The following is a 25,332-nucleotide window of genomic DNA, read 5'->3' as shown; positions in this document are numbered from 1 at the left end:
GGCTACTTCTCCGCGTCGGTGTGGGCGGCGGGGTCGGCCGCGCGGGTGCCGAGCAGGACCGCGTCGCGGCCGTCGTACTCGGCGAGGTGGACCTTGACGGTCTCGCGCTGTGAGGTGGGCAGGTTCTTGCCCACGTAGTCGGCGCGGATCGGGAGTTCGCGGTGGCCGCGGTCGACCAGGACGGCCAGTTGCACCGCGCGCGGGCGGCCGATGTCGTTGAGCGCGTCGAGCGCGGCGCGGATGGTGCGGCCGGAGTAGAGCACGTCGTCGACCAGGACCACGAGCTTGCCGTCGATGCCCTCGGCGGGGATCTCGGTGCGCTCTAGCGCGCGGGCCGGGCCCAGGCGCAGGTCGTCGCGGTACATGGTGATGTCGAGTGCGCCGACGGGGACCTTGGTGCCGTCCTCGATGGAGGCGAGTCGTTCGCCGAGCCGGCGGGCCAGGGCCACGCCGCGGGTCGGGATGCCCAGGAGCACCACGTCGTCGGCGCCCTTGGCGCGTTCGACGATCTCGTGGGCGATGCGGGTCAGTGCCCGGTTGATGTCGGAGGGATCCAGGACCGCACGGGCGGTGGCCGGGTCGAGGTCCTTCGGACGGGCGGCCGACGTGCCGCCAGGGGTGTTGCGGGGTGCTGTCATGGGAAACAGACCTCCTTCCCCGTCTCACAGGACGGGCTTTAAAGGACGCCGGGGTACGTCCCTCACAGTATCAGCCAACATCATCAGTCTTTCGGCCGCCCGGACCGGCGGATCGAGCCGGGGCATATGCCGTGGAAGCTCGCGTAAAGGTGCCTCTCACCTGCATGAATCCGGCTTTGTAGGCCGTTCGGCTTGACGGACGCAAATTACTCTGCGTAACCTCACAATGAGTCACCACCGGGCCAAACGCGACAGTCGCGACGTGCCGAACCTCGCAGCTTCGGGGAGAGTTCGAGGTACAGAAAGCCGGCCCGGAGGTAGCCACCCCATCGGTTCGGCCAACCACCGGTGGACCTTCACGGTCAGTCACCTGTTTTGGGAGCGAGATGTCCAGCGACTACGCCAAGCAGCTCGGGGCGAAGCTCCGCGCGATCCGGACCCAGCAGGGCCTGTCCCTGCACGGCGTCGAGGAGAAGTCCCAGGGCCGCTGGAAGGCCGTCGTCGTCGGTTCGTACGAACGCGGCGACCGTGCGGTAACCGTGCAGCGCCTGGCCGAGCTCGCCGACTTCTACGGCGTCCCCGTGCAGGAGCTGCTGCCCGGCGGCACTCCGAACGGCGCCGCCGAGCCGCCGCCGCGCCTGGTCCTCGACCTGGAGCGGCTGCAGACGGTCCCGTCGGACCAGGCCGGCCCGCTCCAGCGCTACGCGGCCACCATCCAGAGCCAGCGCGGCGACTACAACGGCAAGGTGCTGTCGATCCGCCAGGACGACCTGCGCACCCTGGCCGTGATCTACGACCAGTCCCCGAGCGTGCTGACCGAGCAGCTGATCGGGTGGGGCGTGCTCAACCCGGAGGCACGTCGGGCCGTGGAGCACCAGAGCAACGCGTGACCGCATGACGGCGGAGTGTGACTTCGCCGGGCGGAAAACCTCGCGGGAACCCCGAAGGGTCCCGGAGCCGATCGGCTCCGGGACCCTTCACCTTTTGTACGCTCGCCGCCCTCAGCCGGATTCGCGGACCACCACGCGCGGGTGCACGACCATGCGCCCGCCGGGCCGGTAGTCGCGGCCCCGGATCAGCGTGGTGATCGCGTCCGAGGCGCCGGAGCCCATCGTCCGGGTGTGCATCGAGACGCTGGTCAGCCGGGGCCAGACCAGATCGCAGAACGGCAGGTCGTCGGCGCCGACCACGGCCATGTCCTCGGGCACCGACCAGCCGCACTCGCGCAACGCCGAGATGATCATCAGGGCGAAGTCGTCGTTGCCGGCGAAGACCGCGGTGGGCGGCTCGCTCTCGCGCTGCCACTGGCGCACGATCGCCAGCACGTCCTCGCGCACGTAGCCCACGTCCACCCGGCGCAGCGACACGCCCGCGTCCTCGGCGGCGGCCTGGGCACCCGCCCAGCGCTCCTCGCCGAGGAAGGCCAACGGCCCGGACGGGACCAGGCAGGCCAGTCGGCGGTGGCCGCGGTCGATGAGGTGGCGGACCGCGACGCGGCCGGTGTCGCGGTTGTCGAAGATCGCCGTGGGTACGTCCGGGTGTTCCTCGCGCCCCCACGCGAAGATCGCCCGCACCCCCGCCCGCTTGAGCACGTCGACCGCGCCGCCGGTGAGCCGATTCGATTCCGCCATCACCGCGAGCGGGCGCAACGCGGCCCACTGGCGGGCCGCGTCCGCGCCGCGCGAGGTGCGGTCGGCGTGGATGAGCAGGCTCAACTCGTGCCGGTTCAGCGCCTCGGTGAGTTCGTCGATGAACGCCTCGAGGAGTTGCCCCATGGGTTGCAGCGGCAGCGGGAAGAGCACCACGTCGCTGTTGCCCGAGCGCAGCGACCGGGCGGGCGCGCTGGGCGCGTAGCCCAGTTCGCGCACGGCAAGCATCACCCGCTCGCGGGTCTGCGCGCTGACCCGGACCCCGGGCGGCGAGTTGAGCACGTAGCTCACGGTGGACCTGGACACGCCGGCGAGTCGGGCGACGTCCGAACTGGTGGGGGGTTTGGCCCCCGCCTCCGGCACGCTCATCCGCGACCCCCCGGGCGGCAAGTGACCGACTTCGTGCTCGTCATCTCGACGACACCCCCTACCGCACCCGCGCGCGGGGCCGGCCCGCGCGCAACCGATGACCATCGGATCACGGGGACGCGCGATCCGTTACCGCTTGGTTAGCCGGCACAACCTTGGCCGTAATCGCTCGAATGCGCTACTGACGCGTGTCGGTCGTTACAAGATCACTCGCAGTGACGATTCGCTGCGCAGCGCACTTCGTTCACCTCTTGAACGATCAAATCGTTATCTAGTCGGGCTGATTTCACGTTGTGGACCCATTCCCCTGCTTATTCGTGTCACCTAGGCTCCGATCCCAACACCACGTCAAACGATTCGGGACCTCCGTGCAGGGAGGATTTCGAATCCCCTCCATCGGACGGTCCACATGAGTTCGACCACCACAGAGGAGCCCGGCTCCTCGTCGCCGGCACCGGTGTCCGTCGCGGATCCGGAGAACACCGGATACAAGGTCGCACCGCTCTACGCCACGTTGCCCCTGGCCAACGTCGCGCTCTACATGTTGTGGCTGGGTGTGGGGATCTACCTGCTCCCGGCGCAGGTGATCCACATCAAGGGCGTACCCGACCAGGAAGCGCTCAAGTGGCCGATCTTCTGGGGCGCGCTGTTCGCCACGGTCGGCAACCCGCTGTTCGGCAAGCTCTCCGACATCACCCGGTCGCGCTTCGGCCGCCGGTCGCCGTTCATCCTGTTCTGCGCGATCGTCGGCGCGATCGCCCTGTGCTTCCAGGCCAACGCCAACTCGATCGCGGTCGTGGGTCTGACCTGGGGCATCATCCAGTTCATCATGAACGGGTACCAGGCGGCGCTGACCGCGGTCATGCCCGACCGGGTGCCCGCGAGCAAGTACGGCATGTTCTCCGCGATGATCGGCCTGGGCATCCCGGTAGGCACGATCGTGGTCTCGCTGCTCCTCGCCGGCGTCGACCTGAACATGATCGGGATCGATGCCCAAATCGGCGGGTTCGACGGGAAGTTCGCCGACCCGGCCGACGGCGGGGCCAAGGGCTTCTACCTGATTGCCGCAATCCTGGTGGCCGCCGCGGTGATCTTCGTGATCGTCAGCCCGGACCGGTCCACCAAGGACCTGCCGCGCGAGAAGTTCGAGTTCATCGGCTTCGTCAAGGGCTTCTGGGTCTCGCCGCGCGACCACGCGGACTTCTTCATCGCCCTGGTCTCGCGCCTGGGCGTAATGCTCGGCTACATGGTGGTGCTGCAGTTCAACTACTTCATCCTGCTGATGTACGTCAAGATCCCGCCGGGCGAGGTGTTGGCCAAGCTGGGCACCCTGACGGTGATCAACTCCGTGGTGACCATCGCCGCCGCGATCGTGATCGGCCCGCTCGTGGACCGGGTCGGCCGGGTCAAGCCGTTCGTGGTCGCCTCCGGCGCCGGCGCGGCCCTGTCCCTGGCCATCCCGATGATCTGGGCCACCGAGGACGGCATGATCGCCTTCCAGGTCGCCAACGGCCTCTTCTTCGGCATGTACATGGCCGTCGACATGGCCCTGATCACCCAGGTCCTCCCCCGCCCCCAGGACGTCGGCAAGGACATGGGCCTGATCAACATAGCCAACGCCGGCCCCCAGATCGCCGCCCCGTTCCTGGCCCCCTTCCTGGTCGACGACCTGGACTTCGGCTACAAGGGCCTCTTCGCCTTCGCCGCCGCGATCTCACTGCTCGGCGCTTTGCTGGCCCTGCTGGTCAAGCGCGTGCGGTGAGGTGGCGCAGCCGGGGGCCGGCAGCGAGCCGCAGGGGCGGCTGCGGGCGGAGGGGTCAGTCCGGCCGGGGGCGGCGCGGCCGAGGGAGCACCGGCTGCCGGGGCGGGTCGGCCGAGGGGGCGGGCCGGCCGAGAGCGGGTCGGCCGAGGGGCAGCCCGGCCAAGGTGCGGCCCAACCGACGGGCAGCCCGGCCGAGAGGCGGGTCAGCCAACGGGCAGCCCAGCCAAGGGGCGGGTCGGCCGATTTGTAGCGCCCCTGAGAGGCGGGGCGGCCGAGGAGCTGCGCGGCACAGCCGAACCCCCGGGCCGCCCCGACCCGGCCGAGCCAAATCCCCGTCGGCCCGACCCGGCCCTCGACCCGGCTGCGGCCGACCATCGGTTGGGAGTCGGGCCGAGACAGCGGAATGCCGTGGCGATCCCGCTCCGGACGGCGTGGGACACGGGCCCACGGGCGGGCCCGGCCCTGCGAAGTGCGGCGGGGCCGCTGGGGGACGCGGACCCATCGACGAGCCTGGCCCCTGCGAAGTGCGGGAGGGCCACTGGGGGACGCGGACCCATCGGCGGACCGTGCGCCGCGAGGGTCGGCAGGACCGTTCAAGGTGATACGGGCCCATCGACGAGCCTCGCCCTGCCGAAGTGCGGCAGAGCCCCCGGGGTGATGGGGGTGAGTCGTGGCGGGCGTGACGGAGTGGTTTCTCCTCCGCTGCGCTCCGTCGGGGGGGGGGGGGGAGGGGGTTGCCGCTGCGCGGCGCCCGGTGTGGTTCCGGCTCCGCTGCGCTCTGCCGGTGGCGGAGGGAGTTGCGGCTCCGCTGCGCTCCACCGTTGCCTGGGTCGGCGCGGCCGTGGGTCGTGAGTCGACCCCGGCCGGAGAGCGGGTCGCGGGAGCAGTGCCCTCCAGAGGCCCACTTCCGCGCCCAGGACCTACATGCAGGCTCTAGACCTACTAACGGGTCTGGAACACTTCCGGGTTCTGGACCCACTGCTGTGTCCTGGACCCGCTTCTGTGCTCCGGGCTCACGGCCCACTGCTGTGCCCCAGACCCGCTTCTGAGCCCTGGACCCACTTCCGGGCCCTGGGCCCACCCTTGTGCCGTAGACGCACCTCCGGGCTCAAGGTCCGCTGCTGTGCCCTGGACCCACCTCCGTGGGCAAAACATCCAAGCCCACCGCTGCGCCCTGGATCCGCTTCCGCACGGGCCACCCTGCTGCGCCCTCCGCCCGGCCCACTCATCGACTCGGCCCGGAGGGTCCGGGCGAGCGGGTGGAGCGCAGCGGAGCCGCAACTCACTCCGCCACCGGCAGAGCGCAGCGGAGCCGGAACCGCACCGGGCGCCGCGCAGCGGCAACCCCCTCCCCCTCCCCCCCCGACGGAGCGCAGCGCAGGAGAAACCACTCCCCCACGCCCACCCCACGACTCGGCCCCCGCCACCCGGCCGCGCCGCGCCACCCCCGACGCCCCGCCCCCGGGTCCGCGTCAGCCTCGGTGCAGTTCGCCCGCCGTCCAGCGGTCGGCGAGCAGGGTGGCCATGTCGTCCCAGGCGGCCTCGACGATTCGGGACAGGCCGGCGGTGTCCATGACCTCGCCCTCGGTCCATTCGTCCATCGCCACCCGCATGACCGAGTGGTACAGGGTCACCAACAGCGCCGGGCGACGGTCGAGTTCCGGGTCCAAGCCCTCGCGGCGGGCGATCTCCGCCGCCATCCGCCGCTCCAGTTCGATCGCGTTGCGCAGCGAGGCGGCCAGCAGTACCGGGGTGCCCTCGATCAGTCGGCGCATCCGCAGGAACTCGTGGCCCGCGCCGTCGTCCGGCTCGTCGCCGAACTCCGACAACACCTCGGTGCCCGCGCGGCGCAGCGCGGTCAGCGGCGCCTCGTCCGCCGGTCGGGTGGCCAGCGCGGACAGGAACAGCTGCTCGAACTCCATCGCCCGGGCCAGCGCCACCTCCTCCTTGCCCGCGAAGTAGCGGAAGAAGGTGCGCCGGGAGACCTCCACGGCGGCGACGATCTCGTCGATGGTCGTGGCGTCGTACCCCTTGCGCAGGAACAGCTCCTGCGCGGCGTCCACCAGGGCCTCGCGCGTGCGTTCCTTCTTGCGCTCGCGCAAACCCGTCGCGGCGCCGGCCGTGTCCCGCACGTTGCGTCTTCCTCTCCTTGGTCCCTGCACAGTATGGCACTTGTCACTGCGTGCAACTTGAGTGATTTGGCTACTTGGCACACAGTGCCATATCGTTCGATGGTTCGATACGACGCTGAACACGGATGGATGTAGGGGACGTATGAGCCAGACTTCGACGGCGGCGACACCGGACGCACCCCCTCCGGGTCCCTCCGCACCCCCCGCCCGCAAGGGCATGCAGGGCCATCCCTGGCTCACCCTCCTCGCGGTCGCCTTCGGCGTGATGATGGTGGCCCTCGACGGCACCGTCGTCGGCATCGCCAACCCGGCCATCTCCAAGGACCTCGACGCCTCGCTCGCCGACCTGCAATGGGTCACCAACGGCTACCTGCTCGCGCTCGCGGTGTGCCTGATCCCGGCGGGCAAGCTCGGCGACCGCTACGGGCACAAGACGATCTTCCTGATCGGCGCGGCCGGGTTCGCCGCCACGTCGCTGCTCATCGCGTTCTCCCAGTCGGTCTCGATGCTGATCGCCTTCCGGGTACTCCAGGGCGTGTTCGGCGCGCTGCTCCAGCCCACCGCGCTCGGTCTGCTGCGCAACAGCTTCCCCGGCAACAAGCTGAACATGGCCATCGGCATCTGGGGCGCGGCGATCTCCACCGCCACCGCCGCCGGTCCGATCGTCGGCGGCCTGCTCGTCGAACACGTCAGCTGGCAGTCGGTGTTCTACATCAACGTGCCCATCGGCGTACTGACGCTGGTGGTCGGCATCTGGGCGCTGGCCAACAGCCGGGTGGCCGGTGCGAGCAACCGGATCGACTACCTCGGCGTGGCGCTGTTGTCGGCGGCGATGTTCTGCCTGGTGTGGGGTGTGATCAAGAGCGGCGAGAAGGGTTGGGGCAGCGCCTACACGCTCGGCTTCATGGCCGCCGCGGTGATCCTGCTCGTGGTCTTCGCGCTGTGGCAGACCCGGGCGGCCGAACCGCTGATGCCGATGGGGATGTTCCGCAACCGGTCGTTCTCGATCGGCATCGTGCTGATGATCTTCATGGCATTCGCGATGTTCGGCGCGATGTTCTTCATCACCTTCTACCTCCAAGGCGTCAACGGGCTCAGCCCGACCGAGACCGGCGTACGGATGTTGCCGATGTCGGTGGTGATGATGATCGGCTCGCCGATCGGCGGCCTCGCGATCACCAAGCTGGGCCCGCGTATTCCGATCATCGCCGGCCTGGCGCTGTCCGCGACCGCGATGGCGCTGCTGGCCCGGCTGGGCGAGGACGCGAGCTTCGGCGCGACCATGCTGCCGTTCGTGCTGCTCGGGTTCGGGCTCAGCCCGATCATGGTGGGCGCCACCGACATCATCGTCGGCAACGCCTCGCTCGAACTCTCCGGTGTGGCCTCGGGGATCCAGCAGGCCGCGATGCAGGTCGGCGGCGCGCTCGGCACGGCCGTGCTCGGCGCGGTGGTGGCGGCCAAGGTCTCCTCGGTACTGCCGGACCGGTGGCCTGCGGCGGCCGGCGACTACGCCACGATGCCGCACGGGCAGCGCGAGGGCATCGAGGGCTCGGTGGCCCAGGGATTCCCGCCGCTGCGCCCGGACCTGCTGGACGGCAGGCAACTGGACGGCCCGGCGACGGCGGCGATCCGACACGCCTCGGACACCACGTTCCTGGACGGCATGCAACTGGCCTTCACCATCGCCGCGATCACGATGGCGGTCGGCATCATCCTGGCCCTGTTCGTCCGCCGGGGCGAAAAGCGCGAAGGCGCGGTCGCCGTACACGTGTAGCGGCCGGCCACCGCCTCCCGTCGGCGGCCACCCACGGGTGCCGCCAAGCGGTGGCCGCGCTCGGCGTATCGGGCGCGGCGTGCCGATCGGCATGGCCTGCCCTGCCCCACCGGCTCGTTGCGGCATGATCCATGGGTAACGGTCATTCGACCTGCGCGCCGTTCCCGACCTCGGTCGGGGGCGGCGTCGTGGGTTTCCGCGGCAAATTAGACAGGTATTCTTACTTCGTGCAGCAAGACACCTCCTCCGGGCCCGAACTGGTGACGTTGCTGGTCACCGCCGTGCGCGGGATCAGCCAACTGTTCTCCGACCGCATGACGGCCGCGGGTTTCGACGAGATCCGGCCCACGCACGGCTTCGCGCTGACCCTGATCGGCGAGGACGGCACCACCGCCACCGAGCTGGGTCGCCGACTGGGCATGACCAAGCAGTCGGCCGGCGAGGTGGTCTCGCACCTGGCCCGGCACGGCTACGTCGACCGCAAACCCGACCCCGCCGACCGCCGCGCCCGCCGGATCACCCTCACCGAACGCGGCCGCGAGTGCCTGCGGGTGATCTGGGCCGAGCTGTCCTGGATCCAGGGCGCCTGGACCAAGGCGGTCGGCGACGACGGGGTCGAGGTACTCAAGGACGGCCTGCGCGCGGGCATGCGCCAGCTCGGCGCCTCCGGCGAACTGCCCGACAACCTCAGCCAGGCGTGGTGGTGGCGCGACGCCCGCAGCCTGTAGCCCGCGCCGCCCTCACCCCGACGCCGGCACCTTTCGGCGCCGGGCCAGGTAGGTGTCGGTGACATGGGCCAGTTCCACCGGCTCCGCGTACTCCCCGACGAACTCCCGTACCCGCGCCAGCATTTCGCCGCGCTGCCGGTCCCCCATCGCGCTCACGTAGCTGAAGGTGGCGATCCGCTCCACGATCGCGTCGTGGGTCAACGACTCGCGGCGCCGGAACAGGGTCCGCTTCGCGGGCTCGAACCACGCACTGCGGGCGATCGCCGGGCGGTGGTCGCACAGGCCGCCGAACGGCCACTCGGCCACCTCGTACAGCCGGTCCACCAGCGCGTTCTCCTGATCCCGCTCGTTCCACAGCAGCGCCAGCACCCCGTCCGGCCGCAACACCCGCGCGATCTCGCGCAGCGCCGGCTCCGGCTCGAACCAGTGGAACGCCTGGGCGACGGTGACCACGTCGACCGCGCCGTCCGGCAGCGGTATCGACTCCGCCGTACCGGCCAGCACCGGCACCCCCTCAACCACCCGGGCGAACGTCTCGCGCATCGCGGCCGACGGCTCCACCGCCGTCACCCGCGCCCCGCGCTCGGCCAGCAGCCGGGTCAACTTGCCGGTACCGGCGGCCAGATCGAGCACCGAGGTGCCCGGCCCGATCCCCGCGCCGGCGCACAGATGATCCATCGCCTCGTTCGAGTAGGACGGTCGCGCCCGCTCGTACCGATCGGTGCCACGGGCGAATCCACGGATGCCGAGATCGTCGGTCGTCATGGCGCGCATTCTCGCCGCGGCTTCGCGCCGCCGACAAGGGCTCCGTCAGGGCCGGCCGACCAGCACCACCGCGGCCAGCACACACGCCGCCGCCACCGTCAGCAGCGTCGCGCGAATCGCCCGATCGCCGACCGCGGCGCTGCCGCCCCGAACCGCGTGGTCCACCTGTCGATGCCGCAGCAGCCCCACCACGTACACCCCGAAGCCCGCCGCCATCACCACGAACCCCGGCAGCATGAACCACCAGCTCCCCGGCACGTGGCCGGCCCGTACCAGCAGCGCGCCGTTGGCGACGAACGCCAGCGCCGTGCGCGACCACGCCATCCGGGTGCGCTCGGGCTGCAGCCCCGGATCCAGGGGCGCGCCCGGCAGCGCGGCGGGGTGGCGGGCCATCAGGACACGAGCATGAGCACGACGCTCAGCACGATCACGATCGCCAGACCCGCCGAGACCACCAGTGGCAACGCGGAGAACGGCAGCGCGCGGCCCAACCGCATCGCCCGCTCGACCTGGTACCAGCGCCGATACGCGGTGGCCGACAGGGTCAGCGCCAACCCGACAAGAGCCAGCCCGAGCACCAGGCGCTGCGCCCTCGGGGCCAGGTCCGGCACCAGTTGCACCACCGCCACCCCGCCCGCGAGCAGGGAGAGCGCGGTGCGGATCCAGGCCAGGAACGTGCGTTCGTTGGCGAGGGTGAACCGATAGTCGGGCTCGTCACCGATGTCCCGCAGCCGGGAGCCCTTCCGATCGGATTTCATGATCTTCATTATCGGCACAGGATCCGGGCCGCCTCATCCGGGCCGGCGCGAACGCAGCGAGCCGCCCACCCGGGCGGGGTGGGCGGCTCGACGGGTCCGGCGGCGGACGCCGGCTAGCGCAGCAGCGTCGGCTTGAGATCCTTTATCCGGGCCAGCAGGCCGTTGACGAAGGCCGGCGACTCGTCCGTGGAGTATTCCTTGGCGAGCTCGACCGCCTCGTCGATGGCCACGACGTCGGGGACGTCGCTTTCCCAGAGCAGTTCGTAGATGCCCAGGCGCAGGACGTTGCGGTCCACGCCGGGCATCCGGTCCAGCGTCCAGCCCACGGCGTAGGTGCCGATCAGGTCGTCGATGCGCTTGCGGTGCTCCTGGACGCCCTCGACCAGCCGCATCGTGTATTCGGCGACCTGCGGCTCCGCCTTGTCGGCCCGGAAGCGGCCGACCCAGTCCGCGAGGATGGTCACCGGATCGACACCGCGCTGGTCGGCCTCGAACAGGATCTGCAGCGCGCGCTTCCGGGTCTTGCTGCGGGCACCGGCCACTAGCTGTTCACGCGGCCCAGGTAGTCACCGGAACGGGTGTCGACCTTGACCTTCTCGCCCGTGGTGATGAAGAGCGGAACCGCGATCTCGAAGCCGGTCTCCAGCTTCGCGGGCTTGGTGCCACCGGTGGAGCGGTCGCCCTGGACACCCGGCTCGGTGTACTCGATGAGCAGTTCGACCGAGGCCGGCAGCTCGACGTAGAGCGCGGCGCCCTCGTAGATCGCCACCGTCGCGTCGAAGCCCTCGAGGAGGTAGTTGGCGGCGTCGCCGACGGTCTCGGGCGAGATCGGCAGCTGCTCGTAGGTGTCCGTGTCCATGAACACGAAGTCGGAGCCGTCCTTGTACGAGAACTGCATGCCGCGCTTGTCCACGGTGGCCGTCTCGACCTTCGTGCCGGCGTTGAAGGTCTTGTCCACGACCTTGCCGGAGAGGACATGCTTGAGCTTCGTACGAACGAACGCGCCGCCCTTGCCGGGCTTGACGTGCTGGAACTCGACGACGGACCAGAGCTGGCCGTTGTCGAGCTTGAGCACCATGCCGTTCTTCAGGTCGTTGGTCGTGGCCACGAGTGTGGTGTCTCCTGCGTGCTTCTGGGACCGGATTCTCGCTCGTCGGACGAGGCGGCGGGCGCCGGCCCGCTACAGGACGAGCAATTCCTTGGTCGTGATGGTGAGTAGCTCGGGCCCGCCGTCTTCGAGCGGACGAACCACAAGGGTGTCCTCGATGCGGACACCGCCGCGGCCCGGGAGATAGATCCCCGGTTCGACGGTGACCGGCATGCAAGCGTCCAGCTTACCGGTCGCCGTCGGACCCAGATGCGGGTCCTCGTGGATCTCCAGGCCGACGCCGTGTCCGAGGCCGTGTCCGAAGAAATCCAGGAAGCCGGCCTGCGCGATCACATCGCGCGCGGCCCTGTCCACCGCGACCGCCTCGACCCCCGGCACCAGCGCCTCGCGGCCCGCCTTCTGGGCGGCGAAGACCACACTGTAGATCTCCTGCTGCCAGGCCGCGGGCTCGGTGCCGATCACGAACGTGCGGGTCATGTCGCCGTGGTAGCCGCGGTAGCGCGCACCGAAGTCGATCTTGAGGAAGTCGCCGTCCTCGACCCGGCGGTCCCCGGGGTCGTGGTGCGGAATCGCCGAGTTCGGCCCCGTGGCCACCACCGTGGGGAAGGCCACCGCGTCGGCGCCGTGGTCGGCCATGCGCCGCTCCAGCTCCATCGCGATGTGCCGCTCGGTCCGACCGACCAGGATCGACTCGATCATCTCGCTCAGCGCCCGGTCGCCGATCTCACAGGCGATCCGCAGCGCGGCGATCTCCTCGGGATCCTTGATCCGACGCAGGTCCTCGACCACCCGGCCCAGGTTGACCAGCTCCCCGGCGGTGCTCTCCTCGGCGAGCACCCGACCCAGCTCGCGGTACAGCTCGACCGTGACGTGCTGCTCCTCGATGGCCAGGCGGACCGCGCCGGAGCGGGCGGCGCGGGTGGTCAGCGCCTGCGCGCAGGCCCGCTCGACCAGCAGTTCGACGCCCGGCGACTCCTCCACCGCCTGGGTCGCGTAGCGGCTGTCGGTGCACAACACCGCGCCCGGGCCGGACCCCTCGCCCGGCGCACCCGGTGTGTACACGAGCAGCGCGGCGTTGGAGCCGGTGAACCCCGTCAGGTATCGCACGTTGACGAGGTTGGTGATCAGGGCGACGTCGGCACCGGCACCGGCCAGGCGGGAACGCAGTCGATCACGGCGTCGATCATGGGCCTCGGGCATGGGAACAGCGTAGTCCCGTGAGGTGGGGGTAGCCCGGTGTGACTCGGCGGGACTGCATCCTTCGGGCTCGGGTCGGCGTCTTCCGCGGGCGCGGACCAGCGCAATCACCCGATGTCCGGACAGCGGCCGGGGCCCGGTTCTACCCTTCCTGCGAGGGGGTGGGCTTCAGTGGAAATCAGCGGAAATGACGGAACTGCCACATCTGCGGCGGATGAGCGGTTGGTGGGCCGACTGCGCGCCGCCGCGGCGCGCTTTGCGGCAGCCGAGGCGGACCGGTCCACGATCGAGCGGCGGCGCGCCGACGGTCGGCGATTCCCCGACGACGATCAGAGGCTGCAACTACGCGCGGCCCGGCTGGTGGAACAGCACGAGGTGCCCGGGCAGGTGCTGCTGGCCACGTCGCCGCAGGAGAGCGGGCCCGGGCTCGCCGAGCGCATCATCGGCGCCACCAACGATCTACAGAGTCTGAACTTCCTCGCCCGCGGCATGCGCGCCGCCGCATGCGTCGCGCGGATCTGGTACGCCACGGGCGGGCCGGTGCAACCGCAGGCGACCGGCTTCCTGGTCTCGCCGCGCCTGCTGCTGACCAACCATCACGTCTTTCCCGACGCGGCGACCGCGCGCGGCGCGTTCGCCGAGTTCGGCGCGGAGATGGGCATCGACAACGACCTGCCCGCGCACACCACCCGCTTCACGCCGGACCCGGACACGCTGTTCCTGACCGACGAGGATCTGGACTTCACCCTGGTGGCGCTGCGTCCGGGCGGCGACGGGCGGCCGGCGGGGCAGGTCTTCGGGCATCTGTGGCTGCTCGCGGCCGAGGGCAAGCTGGTGATCGGCGATCCGGTGAACGTGATCGGGCACCCGGACGGGCGGCTCAAGGAGATCGCCATCCGGCAGAACCGCTTCACCCAGCGCTTCGACGACTTCATCCAGTACGAGACCGACACCGAGCCGGGCAACTCGGGCTCGCCGGTGTTCAACGACCAGTGGGAGGCGGTCGCGCTGCATCACAGCGGGGTGCCCGCGCACGACGCGTCGGGGGCCGTGCTGAACCTGCACGATCAGCCCTGGCGGCCCGACCAGGGGCAGGCCGAGATCAAGTGGATCGCCAACGAGGGGGTGCGGATCAGTGTGATCCTGGCCCGCCTCGCGGCGCTGACCACGGGCGACGCGCAGCGGGCGCTGCTCGCCGAGTTGGGTCCCGGCTCGGGCCTGGGCTCGGCGCCGGCGCTGCTGTCCACGGTGCCCGCTCCCCGGCCGCCGATCGAGGTCACCGAGGCGGTTCCGGCGGCCGGGGCGACCGGGCGGCCGGAGGCGTTCGGGGGCCGGCTGCGTCTGGTGTTCGTCCACGGGCGCAGTCAGCAGGGGCGCGATCCGGACGAGTTGCGGCGCGGCTGGGCGGCGGGGCTGAACAGCGGGCTGACCCTGGCGGGGCTGGCGACCATCGATCCGGCCGACGTGTGGTTCCCCTATTACGGCGACCGGCTCGTGCAGGTGATGGAGTCGGCGCTGCCGGGCGAGGCGCCGCTGTCCGCGTCGGCGCAGGAGTTGTACGACCGGCTGCTCGACGAAGCCGCGCGGCGGGCGGGCATGCCCCCTGCGGAGGCGGTCGAGCCGGCGACCGAGAGCATCTGGGACCACGTGGTGCGCACCACGCGTGAACCGCTGGGCTGGATCGCCGCGCACACCGGGGTGGACCGGCTGGTGATCAAGGCCGCCTTCAAGGACGTCGCGGCCTATCTCGATCAGGACGACACGCGCACGGCCGTGCTCGACCAAGTGCTGGCCGGGATGCCCGCCGACGGTCCGGTGGTGCTGGTCGCGCACAGCCTGGGCACGGTGGTGGCGATGGATCTGCTGACCCGGCTGGGGCCGGCGGTGCCGGTGGCGGGGTTGATCACCGTGGGCAGCCCGTTGGGGATGGACACCGTCTATTCGCGGCTGCGGATCGGCGGGCCGCATCTGCCGCCGATCGCGGGGCCGTGGTTCAACGCGTGGTGCCGGACCGATCCGGTCGCGATCGGGTGTCCGCTGGCGGACGACTGGAGTGGGCTGGTCGCGGAGTGCGCGGTGGCCAATCCGCTCGATCGTGCGCACGACATCGGCGCGTATCTGGGGCACCCGGAGGTGGCGACGGCGATCGGGCGGTTGCTCGGGTGAGGTCCGCGCGGGCGCGGCGCGGCGGTCCCCGCCTGGGGTGTCACCCACGTGGGTGACGCCCCAGGCGGGGGCGCTGCTCAGCCGTCGAGTTCCTCGGCGAGCGCGCGCAGCGCCAGGCGGTAGGAGCCGAGGCCGAAGCCGGCGATCGTGCCGCTGGCGACTGCGGCGACCACGCTGGTGTGCCGGAAGCTCTCGCGCGCGTACGGGTTGGAGATGTGCACCTCGATGAACGGCGCGGTGCGCTGGGCGACCGCGTCGCGTAGCCCGTAGGAGTAGTGGGTGAACGCGCCGGGGTTCATCACCACCGGGATGCGGCCGTCGGCGGCCTCGTGCATCCAGCGGATGATCTCGCCCTCGTCGTTGGTCTCGCGAACCTCGACGGCGAAGTCGAGTTCGACGCCGAGGCGTTCGCACTCGGCGACCAGGCCCTGGTATGAGGTCGCGCCGTAGACGTCCGGCTCGCGGCTGCCGAGCCGGCCGAGGTTGGGGCCGTTCAGGACCAGCACCCGGCGCGCGCTCACGCCGAGACCTCGGCGTAGGCGGCGACCAGGAGGGTCGGGTCGGGGGCCTCCAGGACGACCGGCTTGGCCAAGCCGTCCAGGACGATGAAGCGCAGCATGTCGCCGCGCGACTTCTTGTCCACGCGCATGGTCTCCAGGAGCCGGGGCCACGCGTCGCCGCGGTAGGTCAGCGGCAGTCCGACCGCGGCCAGCACGGTGCGGTGCCGGTCGGCGGTGGCGTCGTCGAGGCGACCGGCGAGCCGGCCCAGCTCCGCTGCGTAGACCATGCCGACGCTGACCGCCGCGCCGTGCCGCCACTTGTACCGCTCGGCCTTCTCGATCGCGTGCGCGAGAGTGTGGCCGTAGTTCAGGATCTCCCGGCGGCCGGCCTCCTTGAGGTCGCCGGAGACCACGTCGGCCTTGACCTGGATGGCCCGGGTGATCAGCTCGGCGGTGTCCTTGCCCAGCGGGTCGCGGGCCGCCTCGGGGTCGGCCTCGATCAGGTCCAGGATCACCGGGTCGGCGATGAATCCGGCCTTGATCACCTCGGCCAGGCCGCTGACGTAGTCGTTGCGCGGCAGCGACTCCAGCGTGGCCAGGTCGGCGAGCACGCCGGCGGGCGGGTGGAACGCGCCGACCAGGTTCTTGCCCTCGGCGGTATTGATCCCGGTCTTGCCGCCGACGGCCGCGTCGACCATGCCGAGCAGCGTGGTGGGCATCGCGATCCAGCGCACGCCGCGCAGCCAGCTCGCCGCGACGAAGCCGGCCAAGTCGGTGGTGGCGCCGCCGCCGATGCCGACGATCACATCGGAGCGGGTGAAGCCGGTCTGGCCGAGCACGGACCAGCAGTAGGCCGCGACCGCGACGTCCTTGGCGTCCTCGGCGTTGGGCACCTGGATGGCGATCGCCTCGTAGCCCTGCGCGGCCAGGTCCTCGCGGACCGCCTCACCGGTGGCGGCCAGCGCCTCCGGGTGCAGGATCGCCACCCGGCGGGCGGAGGTGCCGATCAGCGCGGCGAGTTCGCCGAGCAGGCCGGTGCCCACGAGCACGTCGTAGGGGTCCGAGGTGCCGCCGACACGGATCCGGACGGGTTCGGCGGGGGTGCCGCTCATCGCTTCACGTCTTTCTCGGGCGTGGTGGGCTCGGGTCGGGCCCGGTGGGATGCGGTCTCGAGGGTGCGCCCGATCTCGGCGGCCACGTCCTCGGGGGTGCGGCCGGCGGTGTTCACCGTGACCGCGGCGACCTCGGTGTACAGGGGGCGGCGCGCGGCCATCAGCTCGCGCCAGCGGGCCCTGGGGTTGCCCATCAGCAGCGGGCGCGGCGCGTCGAGGCCGACCCGCTTGACCGCGTCGGCCAGGTCGACGTCGAGGAAGACCACGTGGTGGTCCGCCAGGAGGTCGCGGGTGGCCGGGTCCAGGATCGCGCCGCCGCCGAGGGCGAGTACGCCGGGGTGGCCGGCCAGCGCGTCGGCGACCGCCCGGTGTTCGAGCGCGCGGAAGTGCGGCTCGCCCTCGTCGACGAAGATGTCCGGGATCGGCTTGCCCGCCCGCGCCTCGACGTCGGCGTCGGTGTCGCGAAAGCCCACCCCGTGCGCCGCGGCAAGCAGCAGACCCACCGTCGTCTTGCCCGCGCCGGGCGGACCGACCAGGACCACCAGTGGGCGCTCGCCCCCGTCCCGGCCGTGCGTGGTGTTCACGCCGTCGGCGATGTCCCCGGCGTCCCCGATGTCTGCCATGGCGCTACCGAATCTCCAACGCGTCCAGGTAGCCGCGCACGTTGCGGGCGGTCTCGTCGACCGAGTCGCCGCCGAACTTCTCGGTGACCAGGTCGGCCAGCACGAGGGCCACCATCGCCTCCGCCACGATGCCCGACGCGGGCACCGCCGCGACGTCGGAGCGCTGGTGGTGGGCCTGGGCCGGCTCGCCGGTGCGCACGTCGAAGGTGGCCAGGGCGCGGGGCACGGTGGCGATCGGCTTCATCGCCGCACGCACCCGCAGCACCTCGCCGGTGGACATGCCGCCCTCCACGCCGCCGGAGCGGTGCGAGGTGCGGCGCGCGCCGTCGGCGGTGTTGACGATCTCGTCGTGCGCCTTCGAGCCGCGCACCCGGGCCAGTTCGAAGCCGTCGCCGAGTTCGACGCCCTTGATCGCCTGGATGCCCATCAGCGCGCCCGCGAGGCGCGAGTCGAGCCGGCGGTCCCAGTGCACGTGGCTGCCCAGGCCCGGAGGCAGTCCGTAGGCGAGCACCTCGACCACGCCGCCGAGCGTGTCGCCGGCCTTTTGCGCGTCGTCCACCTCGGTGACCATCGCGGCCGACGCCTCGGGGTCGAAGCAGCGCACCGGGTCGGCGTCCAGGCGGGCGGTGTCGTCGGGGCCGGGGAAGACGCCGGCGGGTGCCTTGGCCGCGCCGAACTCGACCACGTGGCTGACGATCCGGATGCCGGCGACGCGCTCCAGGAACGCCTTGGCGACCGCACCGAGCGCGACCCGGGCGGCGGTCTCGCGGGCGCTGGCCCGCTCCAGGATCGGCCGGGCCTCGTCGAAGCCGTACTTCTGCATGCCCGCCAGGTCGGCGTGGCCGGGGCGGGGGCGGGTCAGCGCGGCGTTGCGGGCCTGCGCGGCCAGCACCTCCGGGTCCACCGGGTCGGCCGACATGACCGTCTCCCACTTGGGCCACTCGGTGTTGCCGACCATGATCGCGACGGGGCCGCCCTGGGTGAGGCCGTGCCGGACGCCGCCGAGGAAGGTGACCTCGTCGCGCTCGAACTTCATCCGCGCGCCGCGCCCGTAGCCCAGTCGGCGGCGCGCGAGCGCGTCGGCGACCAGGTCGGTCGTGACGGGCACGCCGGCGGGCAGCCCCTCCAGGGTGGCCACGAGTGCGGGGCCGTGCGACTCCCCGGCGGTCAGCCAGCGTAGGTTGCCCACGAATGCTCCTTCTTGCGCGTCACGCGTGCCTGCTCCGGACGGCGGCACGAAGGCCCGGCACGATGCACCGAGCACCACCGGACAGGATCCGCCCGGCGAATCTCCACCCGAATCCTTTCATGCCCGAGGCGGGCTCCCATCCCCGCGTCCATCTTCCGGACAGTGCCGCATGGACCGGTGCCGTCTCACCAGGCGAGATGCAATCGGGACAACTCGGCGCCGCACAACACGCCGCCGAGCGCGCCGAGCAGCAGCCAGGGGCCGAACGGCAGCCGGCTGTCCCGGCGGGCACGGCCCACGAGTATCAGCGCCCCGGCAGTCAGCCCCGCGAGCAGCACGGCCAGGAACGCGCCGGTGACCAGCACGCCCCAGCCGAGCCAGGTCAGATGTATGCCGAGCACGCCGGCGAGCTTGACGTCGCCCATGCCCAGGGCGCCGCGGAACAGCGCGGCCAGGCACAGGTGGTAGCCGGCCAGCGTGAGGCCGCCGAGCAGGGCTCTTCGGTAGGCGGTGAAGTCGCCCAGGGCCAGCGACTCCATGCCGAGCAGGGTCAGGCCGGTGGCCAGGGTGACCAGCAGCACCGGGTCGGGCAGCCGCAGGGCGCGCACGTCGACCACGGCGAGGGCGACCCCCGCGACGGCGAGCACGAGGAACGCGAGCAGATCGAGTCCGGGCCCCAGGCGCCACGCGAGCAGGGCGCACACGAGCCCGGTCAGCGCCGCGAGCGGCAACGCCCCGAACCGCCCGCTCGCGGCCGACACGGGCTCGACGGGCAGGATCGGCGGACGACCGGGCGGGGCAATGCCACCGACCGAACCGGAGCCGGGGCTTCGGGCGAGCAGGAGATGGATGGGACGGGGCAGCCCGAGCCCGGCGACAAAACCGAACAACGCGCACAGGAGAGTGAGTCCGAGGAACACGCCTGCGACGATACGCAGGATCGTACGCCGGTCACGTTCCGTCGTCCCCAACCCCGGTCCGACGATCACACCAAACCAGAACCCTGTGGACACCAACCCCAAAGCCCACCCCAACCGGCCAACACCCACAACCACCCGCGGCGGTCGGGCGGACGCCGCGCGGGCGCGGGAGGCCGGCGGGCGAGCGGCGGGCGGACAGCTGGTGGGCGGGTGCGGGTGGGGGGCCGGCGGGTGCGGGTGGGTGGCGGGTGTGGGGGTGGCGGTCCTGTGCCCGGTTCGTTCGTCAGTTTCGGCCCGCCAGAGCCGCCTCGCCGGCTGTGCGCATCGCGGTGAGGGGGCCCGGGTGGCCCGTCATCAGTTCCACCTGGAGGACCGCCTGGTGGACGAGCAGGTCCAGGCCGCCCACCACCGTGCCGCCCGCGTGTCCCCACGCGCCCGCGAGCGCGGTGGGCCACGGGTCGTAGAGCACGTCGAAGAGCACGCCGGGATCGGCCGGTACCTCGATCGCGAGATGGTCGACCGCCCCCTTGGGCGTCGTCGCCACCAGCAGCGGCGCGGCCAGCGCCTCGGCGGCCTCCGTCCACGGACGCACGATCACCGCGACGCCGAGCCGTTCGCCGGCCGCGTACATCTCGCGCTCCCGCTCCGCACCCCGCACGTACACCCGCACCGGCCCGTCCGTGACCTCCCGCAACGCGGCAAGCGTCGAGGTCGCGGTGGCCCCCGCGCCCAGCACGGACGCCGACTCGACCCGGTGCACGCCGCGCTCGCGCAACGCCGCGACCAGGCCCGGCACATCGGTGTTCTCGCCCACCCGGCGGCCGTCGGCGGTGCACACCACGGTGTTCACCGCGTCCACGTCCCGCGCGATCGCGCCGATCTCGTCGAGCAGCGGCCGAATCGCCCGCTTGAGCGGCATGGTCAGCGAGAGCCCGGCCCACGACGCGTCCATCTCGGCGACGAAGCCCGGCAGGGCCGCCTCGTCGATCTCGAACGCGTCGTAGGACCAGTGGGTCAGGCCCAGTTCGGCATACGCCGCCCGGTGCAGGACCGGGGACAACGAGTGCCGGATGGGCGAGCCGAGCACGGCGGCCCGGCGCGGGGGCAGGGGTGGGGTCGAGGGCGTCACGAGGTCGGATGTTCCTTGATCCACTTCGCCAGCTCGGCCTTGAAGTCCTGGAACTCGGAGTCCTTGTCGGTGAACTTGGTGGTGCCCGCGATCGGGTCGACGGTGACGAAGTAGAGGTACTTGCCCGCCGGCGGCGCCAGCGCCGCGTCGATCGCGGCTTTGCTCGGGCTGCCGATCGGCCCGGGCGGCAGACCCTTCTTCACCCGCGTGTTGTAGGGGTTGCTCGCGTCGTTGAGTTCCTTGTTGGTGAGCTGGATGTTGCTCTTGCCCAGGTAGTAGTTGACCGTCGAGTCCAGACCCAGCGACATGTTCTTGCCCAGCCGGTTGTAGATCACCTGGGCGACCTTGCCCTTGTCGTCTGTGGTCTTGCCCTCGGCCTCGACCAGGCTGGCGATGATGATCACGTCGTACGGCTTCTTGCCCATCGCCTGCGCCTTCGCGGCCAGACCGTCCTTGTCGTACTCCTTCACCGCCCGAGCCACCATGTCCTTGAGCACCACCAGCGGGTCCATCCCGGGCGCGGCGATGTAGGAGGCGGGGAACAGGAAGCCCTCGATGTTGCCGCCGGCGTAGTCCGGCAGTCCGAGCGAGGGATCCTTCGCGGCGGCCTCGACCTTCTCCTTCGGCACCTTGAGCGTCTTCGCCAGGGACTCGAAGACCTGTGCGGAGCGCATGCCGGGCCGCAGGATGAAGTCCTGCTTGTTCTTGGGGTTCACCAGGATCTCGAAGGCCGACTTCGCGGACATGTGCTTGGCCATCGTGTACGCGCCGGGCTGGATCTTGGACGCGCGCTGGTCCTTGTCCTCCCGGGCGACCTTGGTGAACGCCTCGACGCTCTTGGTGACCCCGACCCGCTTGAGTTCGTTGGCCATCTGCGGGGTGGCCCACCCCGGCTTGATCTCGACCACGAGCGAACCGGAACCGTTGCCGCTGTAGTCCGGCGGCGGGCCGAAACGGTCCTTCAGGAAACCGTAGGCCCAATAACCGCCGCCGCCGAGGATGGCGAGCACGACCACGAGGGCCAAGGAGACCGCACAACCGCTGCGGTTCTTCTTCTTGCGGCCCCGACCGCCGCGCCGCCCGCCGCGCGAACCGTCGTCCTTGCCCCGTCGCCGACTGCGCGGCTCCGACTCCATGCGCAGTCCGAGATCGCTCATGCCGTGGGCCTTTCAGAGTCGGAGACGGACCCGGCCGGAGCGGGAGGCACGGCCTGGCCCGGAGGACGTCCGGAACCTCGCTCGGTGTCGAGCGCGTTTTGCAGGATCACGATCGCGGCCGCCTGGTCGACGACCCCGCGGGCCTTCTTCGCCTTGACGCCGGAGGCCTGGAGCCCTCGGGTCGCGGTGACGGTGGTCAGTCGTTCGTCGACCATGCGCACCTCGATCGCCGGGTCGAGCCCGGCCACGAGTCGGCCGGCGAACAGCCGTGCCTTGGCCGCGGCCGCGCCCTCCTTGCCGGAGAGCGAACGCGGCAGCCCGACCACGACCTCGATCGCCTCGTACTCGGCGACGATCTCCAGGACTCGGGCCACGTCGCGCCGCCCGGCGGGCACGGTCTCCACCGGGGTTGCGATCAGTCCGTGCGGGTCGCTGGCCGCGACGCCGATGCGAACGTCTCCCACGTCGACCGCAATTCGTACTCCGCGTCTCAAGGTCGGCTCTCCGTCACAGACTCTGCGTCACTGACTATTCGGGCATGACGCCCCGGCATACAAGTCCCCCGGGGGTGCGGGAGTCCGGTTCCAGACTTCCACACCCACCGGGGGAACGAGGGTAGGGGACGACTCAGGATGTACGTTCGGCGACTGTCCGGGTGACCGCGGCCAGCGCGTCGGCCACCTTCGTCGGGTCCGAACCGCCGCCCTGGGCCACGTCGTCCTTGCCGCCGCCGCCTCCGCCGAGGGTCTGCGCCGCGACACGAACCAGCTCGCCGGCCTTGACGCCACGCTCGCGCGCGCCGTCGTTGGCGGCGACCACGACCATCGGCTTGCCGTTCACCACCGACACGACCGCGACCGCGGCCGGGCGGGTCGCGAGCCGGCCGCGTACATCCAGCGCCAGCTTGCGCAGGTCGTCGGGCGTGGTGCCGTCGGGCAGCCGGCCGACGGCCAGCGCCACGCCGTGCACGTCCTGCGCGCCGTCGGCCAGACCGGCGGCGGCCTGGAGCACCTGGGCACCGCGCAGCGCGGCGATCTCCTTCTCCGCGTCGCGCAGCTTGGCCATGATCGAGGCGACCCGCTCGGGCAGCTCCTCCGGCCGACCCTTCACCACGTCGGTGAGCTGGTTGACGATGGTGTGCTCGCGCGCCAGGAACTTGTACGCGTCGGCGCCCACCAGCGCCTCGACCCGACGCACACCGGCGCCGATCGAGGACTCGCCGAGCAGCTTGACCAGGCCCAGCTGTGCGGTGTTGTGCACGTGCGTGCCGCCGCACAGCTCCTTGGAGTAGTCCCCCATGGTGACCACACGGACCCGGTCGCCGTACTTCTCGCCGAACATCATCACGGCGCCCTGCTTCTTCGCCTCGTCCATCGACATCACCTCGGCGGTGACGTCGAGGTTGCGCGCGAGCACCTCGTTGATCTTTTGCTCGACGTCGGTGAGCACGCTGCCCGGCACCGCGCCCGGCGCGCCGAAGTCGAAGCGGAAGCGGCCCGGCGCGTTCTCCGAGCCGGCCTGCGCCGCGGTGGGGCCGAGCGCGTCGCGCAGCGCCTGGTGGGTCAGGTGCGTGGCGCTGTGCGCGCGGGCGATGGCGTTGCGCCGGTCGGTGTCGATCTGCGCCAGCGCCTTGGCGCCGACCACGACCTCGCCGACCTGGACCCGGCCGCGGTGCACGGTGACACCGGCGACGGGGGTCTGTACGTCGCGGACCTCGACCACGGCGCCGGTCTCGAGGCGGATGCGGCCGGTGTCGGCGAGCTGGCCGCCGCCCTCGGCGTAGAAGGGGGTGTGGTCGAGCACGACCTCGACCTCGTCGCCCTCCTGCGCGGCGGGCGCGGGCACGCCGTCGACGAGCAGGCCGACCACGGTCACCTCGTTGGCGGTGTCCAGGTAGCCGGTGAACACGGTGCCGCCGGCCGAGTCCGCGACCTCGCGGTACACGGACAGGTCGGCGAGGCCCTGCTTGCGCGCCTGCGCGTCCTTCTTGGCCCGCTGCCGCTGCTCGTTCATCAGCCGGCGGAAGCCGTCCTCGTCGACCGCCAGGCCCTGTTCGGCGGCGATCTCCAGGGTCAGGTCGATCGGGAAGCCCTCGGTGTCGTGCAGCAGGAACGCCACCTCGCCGGGGAGCACGCGCGAGCCCGCGCTCTTCGCCTTGACGATCGACTCGTCGAGCAGCGCGGTGCCTTCCTGGAGCCGGGCCAGGAAGCGCTTCTCCTCGGCCACCGAGACCGCGTCGATGCGCTCGGCGTCCTCGACCAGGTTCGGGTACTGCGGACCCATCGCCTTGATCGTGGTCTCGACCAGGTCGTGCAACGTCGCGCCCTCGGCGCCCATCAGCCGCATGTTGCGGATCGCCCGGCGCATCATCCGGCGCAGCACGTAGCCGCGGCCCTCGTTGCCCGGCACCACGCCGTCGCCGATCAGCATCACGGCGGTGCGCACGTGGTCGGCCACCACGCGCAGCGACACGTCGGTGGTGTGGTCCTGCCCGTAGACCTTGCCGGTGAGTTCGGCGGCGCGGTCCAGGATCATCCGCGAGGTGTCGATCTCGTACAGGTTGTCGACGCCCTGGAGAATGCACGCCAGGCGCTCCAGGCCGAGCCCGGTGTCGATGTTCTTCGCGGGCAGGTCACCCAGGATCGGGTAGTCGTCCTTGCCGGTGCCGGCGCCGCGCTCGAACTGCATGAAGACCAGGTTCCAGATCTCCAGGTAGCGCTCGCCGTTGACCGCCGGGCCGCCCTCCTCGCCGTACGCGGGGCCGCGGTCGTAGTTGATCTCCGAGCACGGGCCGCACGGTCCCGGCACGCCCATCGACCAGAAGTTCTCCGACTTGCCCAGGCGTTGGATGCGCTCGGGGGGCACGCCGATGACGTCGCGCCAGATGCGTTCGGCCTCGTCGTCGTCGAGGTAGACGGTGATCCACAACTTCTCCGGGTCGAGCCCGTAGCCGCCGTCGGCGACCGAGTTGGTCAGCAACTCCCAGGCGAGCGCGATCGCGCCCTCCTTGAAGTAGTCGCCGAACGAGAAGTTGCCGCACATCTGGAAGAACGAGCCGTGCCGGGTGGTCTTGCCGACCTCCTCGATGTCCAGCGTGCGCACACACTTCTGCACGCTGGTGGCCCGCTTGAAGCTCGGCTTGACCTCGCCCAGGAAGTAGGGCTTGAACGGCACCATGCCGGCGTTCACCAGGAGCAGCGTGGGGTCGTCCGCGACCAGCGACGCCGACGGGACGACGGTGTGTCCGCGTTCTTCGAAAAAGCGCAGCCAGCGCTTGCGGATCTCTGCCGACTCCATCAGGTGCCGTCCCTTCGGTCGTACCGTGCCTTGCCTTCGTACAGCTCGCGCGGGTCGTAGTGCTCCCGCCCGTCGTGCCGGTGCTCGTGCGGCTCGCGCGCGCCGGGCAGTATCCGCCGGCTCGGGGCGGGCGGCAGGGCCGCGGCGGCGACGTCGGCGCCGATCGCCCGGTACAACTCCTGCTCGCGCTCCGCCATGCCCGCGCGGACCTCGTCCGCGAAGTACTTGATCGCCTCGCCGATGCCCGTGACATTGTCGGCGACGCCCTCGGGCGTGTACTTGTATGCCTTGTCCTTGACCTTGCGCGCGGCCCAGACGCCGGCGCCGGCGCCGACCGCGATCCAGAACAGTCTCGCCAT

At 71.3% G+C, this 25,332-nt stretch carries 24 protein-coding genes; 5 read left to right on the top strand and 19 right to left on the bottom strand.

Annotated features, from left to right (window positions below; genetic code table 11):
• Nucleotides 1-2 precede the first annotated feature (2 nt).
• The gene (gene pyrR / locus ACWGR4_RS35415) at nucleotides 3-638 is read right to left on the bottom strand and encodes a bifunctional pyr operon transcriptional regulator/uracil phosphoribosyltransferase PyrR (RefSeq protein ID WP_452129847.1); all 636 of its coding nucleotides are present in this window, start codon (nucleotides 636-638) and stop codon (nucleotides 3-5) included.
• Between the two features lie 386 nt (nucleotides 639-1,024).
• Between pyrR and bldD the strand changes: the two genes are divergently transcribed.
• Nucleotides 1,025-1,528, top strand: a complete 504-nt coding sequence (gene bldD / locus ACWGR4_RS35410) for a transcriptional regulator BldD (RefSeq protein ID WP_126643439.1) — start codon at nucleotides 1,025-1,027, stop codon at nucleotides 1,526-1,528.
• A gap of 111 nt (nucleotides 1,529-1,639) precedes the next feature.
• Here bldD and ACWGR4_RS35405 read toward each other — a convergent pair whose 3' ends face one another.
• Entirely contained in the window at nucleotides 1,640-2,656 is a 1,017-nt protein-coding gene (locus ACWGR4_RS35405; protein WP_380010158.1) for a LacI family DNA-binding transcriptional regulator, read from the bottom strand.
• Nucleotides 2,657-3,065: 409 nt separating this feature from the next.
• On the opposite strand from ACWGR4_RS35405, the gene ACWGR4_RS35400 reads away from it, so the two are divergent.
• On the top strand, nucleotides 3,066-4,418 hold the full coding sequence (locus ACWGR4_RS35400) for an MFS transporter (protein ID WP_380010161.1): 1,353 nt from the start codon (nucleotides 3,066-3,068) through the stop codon (nucleotides 4,416-4,418).
• A gap of 1,472 nt (nucleotides 4,419-5,890) precedes the next feature.
• Here the strand turns inward: ACWGR4_RS35400 and ACWGR4_RS35395 are convergent.
• Nucleotides 5,891-6,550 (bottom strand): TetR family transcriptional regulator, encoded by a 660-nt coding sequence (locus ACWGR4_RS35395; RefSeq protein WP_380010164.1) that lies wholly within the window; start codon nucleotides 6,548-6,550, stop codon nucleotides 5,891-5,893.
• A gap of 142 nt (nucleotides 6,551-6,692) precedes the next feature.
• Between ACWGR4_RS35395 and ACWGR4_RS35390 the strand changes: the two genes are divergently transcribed.
• Entirely contained in the window at nucleotides 6,693-8,324 is a 1,632-nt protein-coding gene (locus ACWGR4_RS35390) for an MFS transporter (protein WP_452129848.1), read from the top strand.
• Nucleotides 8,325-8,551: 227 nt separating this feature from the next.
• Nucleotides 8,552-9,052: a MarR family winged helix-turn-helix transcriptional regulator gene (locus tag ACWGR4_RS35385; protein ID WP_161500608.1), complete on the top strand. Its 501-nt coding sequence runs from the start codon at nucleotides 8,552-8,554 to the stop codon at nucleotides 9,050-9,052.
• A gap of 12 nt (nucleotides 9,053-9,064) precedes the next feature.
• Here ACWGR4_RS35385 and ACWGR4_RS35380 read toward each other — a convergent pair whose 3' ends face one another.
• The 6 genes from ACWGR4_RS35380 to ACWGR4_RS35355 all read right to left on the bottom strand — a co-directional run bounded on the left by ACWGR4_RS35380 (nucleotide 9,065) and on the right by ACWGR4_RS35355 (nucleotide 12,883).
• Nucleotides 9,065-9,817 carry a class I SAM-dependent methyltransferase gene (locus tag ACWGR4_RS35380; protein ID WP_452129849.1) on the bottom strand — a complete coding sequence of 251 codons (753 nt, stop codon included), beginning with the start codon at nucleotides 9,815-9,817 and terminating at the stop codon, nucleotides 9,065-9,067.
• Nucleotides 9,818-9,862: 45 nt separating this feature from the next.
• Nucleotides 9,863-10,210: a DUF202 domain-containing protein gene (locus ACWGR4_RS35375; RefSeq protein ID WP_452129850.1), complete on the bottom strand. Its 348-nt coding sequence runs from the start codon at nucleotides 10,208-10,210 to the stop codon at nucleotides 9,863-9,865.
• On the bottom strand, nucleotides 10,210-10,584 hold the full coding sequence (locus ACWGR4_RS35370) for a YidH family protein (protein WP_380010177.1): 375 nt from the start codon (nucleotides 10,582-10,584) through the stop codon (nucleotides 10,210-10,212). The genes ACWGR4_RS35375 and ACWGR4_RS35370 overlap by 1 nt, the downstream gene beginning before the upstream one ends.
• Before the next feature lie 104 nt (nucleotides 10,585-10,688).
• On the bottom strand, nucleotides 10,689-11,117 hold the full coding sequence (gene nusB, locus ACWGR4_RS35365; protein WP_078974409.1) for a transcription antitermination factor NusB: 429 nt from the start codon (nucleotides 11,115-11,117) through the stop codon (nucleotides 10,689-10,691).
• Nucleotides 11,117-11,683 (bottom strand): elongation factor P, encoded by a 567-nt coding sequence (gene efp / locus ACWGR4_RS35360; RefSeq protein ID WP_078974410.1) that lies wholly within the window; start codon nucleotides 11,681-11,683, stop codon nucleotides 11,117-11,119. Before efp ends, nusB begins: the two co-directional genes overlap by 1 nt.
• 72 nt (nucleotides 11,684-11,755) lie before the next feature.
• Nucleotides 11,756-12,883 carry an aminopeptidase P family protein gene (locus ACWGR4_RS35355; RefSeq protein WP_452129851.1) on the bottom strand — a complete coding sequence of 376 codons (1,128 nt, stop codon included), beginning with the start codon at nucleotides 12,881-12,883 and terminating at the stop codon, nucleotides 11,756-11,758.
• A 222-nt stretch (nucleotides 12,884-13,105) separates the two neighbouring features.
• On the opposite strand from ACWGR4_RS35355, the gene ACWGR4_RS35350 reads away from it, so the two are divergent.
• On the top strand, nucleotides 13,106-15,046 hold the full coding sequence (locus ACWGR4_RS35350; protein ID WP_452129852.1) for a trypsin-like peptidase domain-containing protein: 1,941 nt from the start codon (nucleotides 13,106-13,108) through the stop codon (nucleotides 15,044-15,046).
• 77 nt (nucleotides 15,047-15,123) lie between these two features.
• On the opposite strand, the gene aroQ is transcribed toward ACWGR4_RS35350, so the two are convergent.
• The 10 genes from aroQ to ACWGR4_RS35300 all read right to left on the bottom strand — a co-directional run bounded on the left by aroQ (nucleotide 15,124) and on the right by ACWGR4_RS35300 (nucleotide 25,332).
• Nucleotides 15,124-15,567 (bottom strand): type II 3-dehydroquinate dehydratase, encoded by a 444-nt coding sequence (aroQ, locus tag ACWGR4_RS35345; protein WP_380010187.1) that lies wholly within the window; start codon nucleotides 15,565-15,567, stop codon nucleotides 15,124-15,126.
• Nucleotides 15,564-16,658 carry a 3-dehydroquinate synthase gene (aroB, locus tag ACWGR4_RS35340; RefSeq protein ID WP_380010190.1) on the bottom strand — a complete coding sequence of 365 codons (1,095 nt, stop codon included), beginning with the start codon at nucleotides 16,656-16,658 and terminating at the stop codon, nucleotides 15,564-15,566. The genes aroQ and aroB overlap by 4 nt, the downstream gene beginning before the upstream one ends.
• On the bottom strand, nucleotides 16,655-17,281 hold the full coding sequence (locus tag ACWGR4_RS35335; RefSeq protein ID WP_380039392.1) for a shikimate kinase: 627 nt from the start codon (nucleotides 17,279-17,281) through the stop codon (nucleotides 16,655-16,657). Before ACWGR4_RS35335 ends, aroB begins: the two co-directional genes overlap by 4 nt.
• A gap of 4 nt (nucleotides 17,282-17,285) precedes the next feature.
• Nucleotides 17,286-18,470 carry a chorismate synthase gene (aroC, locus tag ACWGR4_RS35330; RefSeq protein WP_380010196.1) on the bottom strand — a complete coding sequence of 395 codons (1,185 nt, stop codon included), beginning with the start codon at nucleotides 18,468-18,470 and terminating at the stop codon, nucleotides 17,286-17,288.
• 185 nt (nucleotides 18,471-18,655) lie between these two features.
• The gene (locus tag ACWGR4_RS35325) at nucleotides 18,656-19,390 is read right to left on the bottom strand and encodes a prepilin peptidase (protein ID WP_452129853.1); all 735 of its coding nucleotides are present in this window, start codon (nucleotides 19,388-19,390) and stop codon (nucleotides 18,656-18,658) included.
• 283 nt (nucleotides 19,391-19,673) lie between these two features.
• The gene (locus ACWGR4_RS35320; protein WP_452129854.1) at nucleotides 19,674-20,519 is read right to left on the bottom strand and encodes a shikimate dehydrogenase; all 846 of its coding nucleotides are present in this window, start codon (nucleotides 20,517-20,519) and stop codon (nucleotides 19,674-19,676) included.
• A complete protein-coding gene (gene mltG, locus ACWGR4_RS35315) occupies nucleotides 20,516-21,676 on the bottom strand; it encodes an endolytic transglycosylase MltG (protein WP_380010205.1) in 1,161 nt (386 codons plus the stop codon). The genes ACWGR4_RS35320 and mltG overlap by 4 nt, the downstream gene beginning before the upstream one ends.
• Complete coding sequence (gene ruvX / locus ACWGR4_RS35310; RefSeq protein ID WP_380010208.1) at nucleotides 21,673-22,170, bottom strand: Holliday junction resolvase RuvX; 498 nt, start codon at nucleotides 22,168-22,170, stop codon at nucleotides 21,673-21,675. Before ruvX ends, mltG begins: the two co-directional genes overlap by 4 nt.
• Nucleotides 22,171-22,303: 133 nt before the next feature.
• Complete coding sequence (alaS, locus tag ACWGR4_RS35305; protein WP_380010211.1) at nucleotides 22,304-24,973, bottom strand: alanine--tRNA ligase; 2,670 nt, start codon at nucleotides 24,971-24,973, stop codon at nucleotides 22,304-22,306.
• Nucleotides 24,973-25,332: a DUF6167 family protein gene (locus ACWGR4_RS35300; RefSeq protein WP_380010214.1), complete on the bottom strand. Its 360-nt coding sequence runs from the start codon at nucleotides 25,330-25,332 to the stop codon at nucleotides 24,973-24,975. The genes alaS and ACWGR4_RS35300 overlap by 1 nt, the downstream gene beginning before the upstream one ends.

Source organism: Embleya sp. NPDC055664, from assembly GCF_053618075.1.
This window is presented reverse-complemented; position numbering and strand designations above follow the sequence as displayed.